At 66.9% G+C, this 5,552-nt stretch carries 7 protein-coding genes; 2 read left to right on the forward strand and 5 right to left on the reverse strand.

What is annotated here, in order from left to right:
- Positions 1-16 precede the first annotated feature (16 nt).
- On the reverse strand, positions 17-373 hold the full coding sequence (locus ACE039_RS28015; protein ID WP_485823931.1) for a hypothetical protein: 357 nt from the start codon (positions 371-373) through the stop codon (positions 17-19).
- Positions 374-758: 385 nt separating this feature from the next.
- On the opposite strand from ACE039_RS28015, the gene ACE039_RS28020 reads away from it, so the two are divergent.
- Both ACE039_RS28020 and ACE039_RS28025 read left to right on the forward strand, forming a co-directional pair.
- Positions 759-1,202 carry a PepSY domain-containing protein gene (locus ACE039_RS28020; RefSeq protein WP_485824092.1) on the forward strand — a complete coding sequence of 148 codons (444 nt, stop codon included), beginning with the start codon at positions 759-761 and terminating at the stop codon, positions 1,200-1,202.
- Positions 1,123-1,719, forward strand: a complete 597-nt coding sequence (locus tag ACE039_RS28025) for a hypothetical protein (RefSeq protein WP_485823932.1) — start codon at positions 1,123-1,125, stop codon at positions 1,717-1,719. Before ACE039_RS28020 ends, ACE039_RS28025 begins: the two co-directional genes overlap by 80 nt.
- An 85-nt stretch (positions 1,720-1,804) precedes the next feature.
- On the opposite strand, the gene ACE039_RS28030 is transcribed toward ACE039_RS28025, so the two are convergent.
- The 4 genes from ACE039_RS28030 to ACE039_RS28045 form a co-directional block, all read right to left on the reverse strand.
- Complete coding sequence (locus ACE039_RS28030; protein ID WP_485823933.1) at positions 1,805-2,617, reverse strand: ABC transporter permease; 813 nt, start codon at positions 2,615-2,617, stop codon at positions 1,805-1,807.
- On the reverse strand, positions 2,610-3,371 hold the full coding sequence (locus tag ACE039_RS28035; protein WP_448713222.1) for an ABC transporter ATP-binding protein: 762 nt from the start codon (positions 3,369-3,371) through the stop codon (positions 2,610-2,612). Before ACE039_RS28035 ends, ACE039_RS28030 begins: the two co-directional genes overlap by 8 nt.
- On the reverse strand, positions 3,368-4,681 hold the full coding sequence (locus tag ACE039_RS28040) for an acyl-CoA thioester hydrolase/BAAT C-terminal domain-containing protein (RefSeq protein WP_485823934.1): 1,314 nt from the start codon (positions 4,679-4,681) through the stop codon (positions 3,368-3,370). Before ACE039_RS28040 ends, ACE039_RS28035 begins: the two co-directional genes overlap by 4 nt.
- Positions 4,678-5,552, reverse strand: an 875-nt coding sequence (locus ACE039_RS28045; protein ID WP_485823935.1) for an ABC transporter substrate-binding protein, incomplete at its 5' end; no start/stop codon positions are given. The genes ACE039_RS28045 and ACE039_RS28040, both read right to left, overlap by 4 nt.

Consider the following 5,552-nt stretch of genomic DNA (forward strand, 5'->3'; position numbering starts at 1 on the left):
GCGTCGCCTCGTAAATTCACGCATCTTCTTTCGACAAGAATTGGGTCGAGCAATTGGCGACGACCGCGGCCGCCGAATCCGGCGAAGCGTTCCGCACCGTGGCCACATCCGCGGAGGCCGTCACCTCGAGCGCCCGCATTTGGCTATATACCCCTGCCCAAATGGGCGCGAGATGGATGATGGTGTTGATTGCGTGCCTCTGCTGCAGGTTCTCCAGCCGGTCCTTCAAGTGCACCAGGTCCTCCTTGTCGAACACCATGAATTCCTGAAAGGGGTGCCAGGTCAGAACCAGTTCATCAGATGGTCGACGGTCCTGAAAAATTCGGCGCACGTCCAAGTTCGAGGTAATTCTGTTCGCCGAGGCAAAGTCCAAGCCCGCGTCTGTTGGTTTGCTGTCGTCAGCGTCTTGTCCTTGCCGTTTTTCTTGATGATCACCTACACCGGGCTGGTCTTCTTCGCCGTGACTTACCTGCCTGCGGCGCGCGACGCGCTGTATGGCACGGCGGCCGCTCAGCGTCAGGAATTCGCGAAAGAACTGCGGGGGCCGCGCGCAGCGATCAACCGGTCACAGCACCTAACGTGTCGCTGCCTGCGCTTGCGCAGAGGCTGGAATCCGAATGGGGCGCGGGACATGTCGCGTCGATGCAGATCATGCACCCTGCGGGTGAATCCCCATACATTGATGTGCGCAGGGCCAGCACGTCCACGCTAAGCGTGCATGAACTGGCTGCGCGCTTCAGCGCCATCGACGGCGAGCGATTGCCGCTGCCTCCGAGGCCGCTCAGGCGACGATGCGCGTGCGCAGTACGTTATTCGCGTTGCACGAAGGGCTTTTCGCCGATTGGTGGCTCCGCTGGCTGTATGTGATTTCGGGGCTGCTCGGCTGTGCCGTGATCGGGACTGGTCTGGTGCTGTGGACCGTCAAGCGGGGGCAGCAGCATCAACGCCTGCAACCATTTGCTGTCCAGACCGTTTACAGGCACTCCTCGCATGTTTCAAAGATCTGCACCTACGCCGTCACATTCTGGCTTGAATCGCAAAACTTGCTTGCACTTACGCGGCACGGCCCAGAACGAAAAACGGATAATTCCCGCCTCTCACACACAGGATATTGTTTTGAAGTTGAAAGCTGCACTCCTGATTTCCGCCCTCAGCGCCCTGGCCTTCGCACCTGCCCACGCGGCATCGCAACGCTCGGTTGACGCGCGCGCCTTCGACATTGCTGGCGTCAAGCCCGGCATGGACTACGACGAAGCCCTGGCCGCGGCGGCCAAGAACTTCAACGTTGCCAAGAACCAGATCCGCACCGGCTACGCGACCAACAACGTAGTCACCGGCACCAAGATGCCGATGAACTTCAGCTACAGCAAAGACGGTGTCGAGCTGTCCGTGCACTTCGAGCCGCGCCTGCCGGTCGACAAGAATCGCCCGCTGGTGGTGTCGCAGATCAACTATGAACTGCCGTGGAGCCCTGCCAACCGCGACGCCATGGCCGCGGCCGCGCTGCAGAAGTACGGCAAGCAGTCCAACTTCCCCAGCACGCTGCCCATGCAGTGGTGCGAAAAGCCCAGCTCCAATCCAGGGATGGGCTGCTCGAGCGACATGTCGCAGGCCGTGCTGAACTACTCGGGCGTCAGCCTCAAGCTGTACGACCCCGCGCCGACCAATGCACGCATCCAGTTCATGGATAACTCACAGACGCGCAAACCCAGCTTCTGATCTCACCCCAGGTTCTGAAACCGGGAAGAAGTGATCGTGCCTGGTGTTGGTTTGCACTGAAAACTGATGTCGAGGTTCAGGGGCCTCAGGATTGTTCGCCGCGCGCGGTCCCTTCCCAGAACACCACTCGGCGATGCAGCCGGCGCATGAACAGCGAGCCGGTGAGCCCGATGGCGGCAAGCAGCGCCACGCCGGCGAACATGGTGGCGAGGCTCATGCTGACCGACGCCGAGGCGATGAGATAGCCCAGGCCGCGCTGCGCCGAGAGGAATTCGCCGACCACGGCGCCGATCAGGGCGAGAGAGACGCCGATCTGCAGCCCGGAAAAGATGTCGCCAGCGGCGGCGGGAAGCTTCACGTGCAGGAGGAGGTAGCGGCGGCTGGCGCAGAAGGCGCGGCAGGCGTCCAGCAACTCCGGATCGGTACGCTTGATGCCATTGACCGTGTTCACGAAAAGCGGAAAGAAGCAGACGAGCGCGACCAGCACGACCTTCGACGCCATGCCGAAACCGAACCACACGAGGATGATGGGACCCAACGCCACCTTCGGCATTGCCTGCAAGCCCAGGAATACCGGATAGCAGAAGCGCTCGAAGGTGCGCGATTCGGCCAGCAACGCGCCGAACACGATCGCCAGGCCGCATCCGAGGGCATAGCCGCTTACGGCCTCGGCAAGGGTGGCGCCGATGTGTGGCCAGAGGGAGCCGGTGGCAAACCCTTGCGCCAGGGCGTCAAACACGGCGCCAGGCCGGGGCAGCAGATAGTCCGGGATGGCGAAGATCTCGATCGATGCGTGCCAGAGGCCGATCAGGACCGCGAGGCTGATGAGGGGGTAGATCGGGGCGGGCAGGCGCGGGGCCCGCGCCGGCCGGGAGGCGGAAGCGGAGATTTCAGGCATGGCTCGTGAAGTGGCGGCGCAGGTGATGGCAGGCGGTGTTGAAGTCGGCGTGACCTAGGGTGTCGGGCGTCCGGGGACGGGCGAGACCGGGCCGGTAGTCTTCCACGATGCGTCCGGGGCGGGGCGACAACACCAGGATTCGGTCGGCCAGGAAGACGGCTTCGGGGATGCTGTGGGTGATGAAGAGCACCGATTTGCGCTGCTGGCTCCAGATCCGTTGCAGCTCGAGCGTCAATGCCTCGCGCGTGAGCGCGTCCAGTGCGGCGAAGGGCTCGTCCATCAGGAGCAGGGCCGGGTCGGCCAGCAGCATGCGGGCGATACCCACGCGCTGCTGCATGCCGCCGGACAACTCGTGCGGATAGTTTGCGGCGTAGCGTTCCAGGCCAACGAGCGTCAGCAGTTCCTGGGCGCGCACGCGCGCCGCCTGTGACGGGAGCCCAAGCGTGGCCGCGGGCAGCAGCACGTTCTGCGCCACCGTGCGCCAGGGCAGCAGGTTGGGCTTCTGGAACACCACCCCGGTGCGGCGGCTGGGTCCGGCGATCTCTTCGCCCGCCAGCGTGAGCTTGCCGGCGGTGGGCCGGATCAGCCCCGCCGCGAGCTTGGCCAGCGTCGACTTGCCGCATCCGGACGGTCCCAGCACCGCCACGAACTCGCCCTCGGCAAGCGTCAGGTCGATGGGACCCAGCGCGTCGAGGGTGCCACGGCGGGTGCGGTAGGAGAGGCTCACGCCCTCCAGCTTGAGGTCCTGCGTCATGCGGCGGCCTCGCGCAGGAAGCGTTGCACGGCGGCCCAGGCGGCACGGCTGGCCTGCGCATTGGCCAGCGCCGTTCCGCCGCCGTCGAGGACGATGCCGGCCACCGGGTGCGGTTTCGCGATGAGCGTGGCGGGCACGTGCGGCACGCCCAGCGCGTGGCCCGCGCCCACACACCGGACGTGCTCGACCGGCCAGCGGTGTTCATGGCGGTAGAGGGTCTGGGCGATCTCGTCGGCATAGGCGGACGAGGGCCAGAAGCCGTCGTCCGTGCCCGACACCAGCATCACGGGGCCGGCGATGCGCTCGACGGGAATGCGCGCGGCCGCGACGCTAGTTGCATCGCGGTGCGCGCTCACGAACGCGGGCGCCTGCCGCACGGGCACGTCGCCGGCGTCGCGGGCGTCGAACGCGGTCCAGTCCGCTTGGGGATTGCCGTCCCACACACTGCGCAGCGGCTCGCCGCGCCACGTCCAGGCGGGCTCGCCCGGGGGCTGGCCGGGACGGCCGGCCCGCAGCGTGCCGTGCACCACCGAGCTGGGCACGTAGGCGATGACGGCGGAGACGAGATCCGGGAACCGCGCGCCGAGCAGCAACGACAGCTCCCCGCCGCGCGACTGGCCCGTCAGCGCCAAGAAACCCCTGGCGGGTTTCAGGCGGGCATGGACCCAGCGCAGCGCCGTTTCGAAGTACTCCAGCGGGGTGTCGGAGATGTGATCCGGACGGCCTGGGGATTTGAAGTAGCCGAGCGCAATGGCCTCGTAGCCGTGCGCGGCGTACAGGGCCGCACGTTGACGGGCCACGCCGCCGCCTGATCCGTTGAACACGACGATCACCGGGTGCGGTCCGGGGCTGGAGGGCATATAGCGGGTGCCGGACAGGCCGTCGCCCAGCTCGATCTGTGTGACGCCATCCGCCTCGAAGCGCTGTACCAATTGCGCCTGCAACGATATCGGGCCGGCGCGCAGCGCCAACGCGAGCGTGACCGCCGTTGTCGCGTCGCTGTGCTGCGGCGCCGTGGGCGCCTCCACCCGCCGCAGCGCCCAGGCCACGGCCATGGCGTCCGGCACCGTCCAGTCACCGGCGCGCGGCGCCTGGGCATCCAGGTCCAGCACGCCGTCGGCGCCGACTTCGAATTCGGCGGCCGCTTGCCACAGGCTGCCGTCCGGATGCCTCATGCGGACCTCCAGACGCGCCGGTCCGGCCGGCAGGCCACGAGCCACGATGGTCCGCGGCACGTCGATCAGGGCGTCCTCGGGAGTGACGCGCAGGGTGGGCGCCGTGGGGGCGCCGCTCGCCAGCTCGCGACTCATGGCTGGGCCTTTGCCTTGGCGCGCACGGCATCGGCGTCGAATGCGTTGATGCGGGGCAGCAGATCGTTGGTGAAGAGCTTGTCGACGGGTACGTCCGCGCTCGGATATTCGCCCGCGTCGGCCATCGCCTTGATGCCGGCTCGGATCGCGGCGAGATCGTACTGACCTGGCACGCGGGGAGCGCCCACGGGCGTGTACAGCACGCGCTGCAGGCGGCGGGAGAGGAGCGTGGTCGCGTCCTTGAGCGCGCGGGCTTCGTCGCCCTCCGGCTTGGCCTGCGGATTGGCTTTCCAGAACGCGCGCACGCAGAATGTCGGATTGGCCTCGCAGGCGATTTGGCCCTTGGTGTAGGCGCGCGCGAAGCGTTCCAGCAGTTGCGGGTTGTCCCGCAGCGTGTCCAGGTGCGCGATGAAGCCGTTGCCCGCCGTTTCCCCGAACACGGCCGGATACGCGACGCGGCGGATGGGCGTGCCCGACATCTCCAGCATGTCGTTCCAGCTGCTGTTGAAGTTCAGTGCGTCGACCTGATGATTGCGCAGCGCCTGGAAGCCGGCAGCCAGGGCACCCACGGCCACGAACTCGACGTCCTTGCCGGGAGTCAGGCCGGCCGTGCGCAGCGCGGCGCGTCCGCCGGGGATCGTGCCCCAGGTGAGCGCGCCCACGCCGACCTTCTTGTTGCGCAGGTCGGCAAGTGTCTTGATGGGACCGTCCGCGAGCACGGCGAACTCCATGGTCGTGGCCGGCACGCCGTTATAGAAGTACTTGAGCGGCAGGGGATCCTTGCCGCCGAAGGTGCTGGAGATGACCGGTTCCGAGGTCGGGTAACCGACCGTCACCCGCTTGTTCGCGACCTGCGGAAGCAGGGCGCCGG

The sequence above is a fragment of the Achromobacter maghribensis genome, from assembly GCF_057334215.1.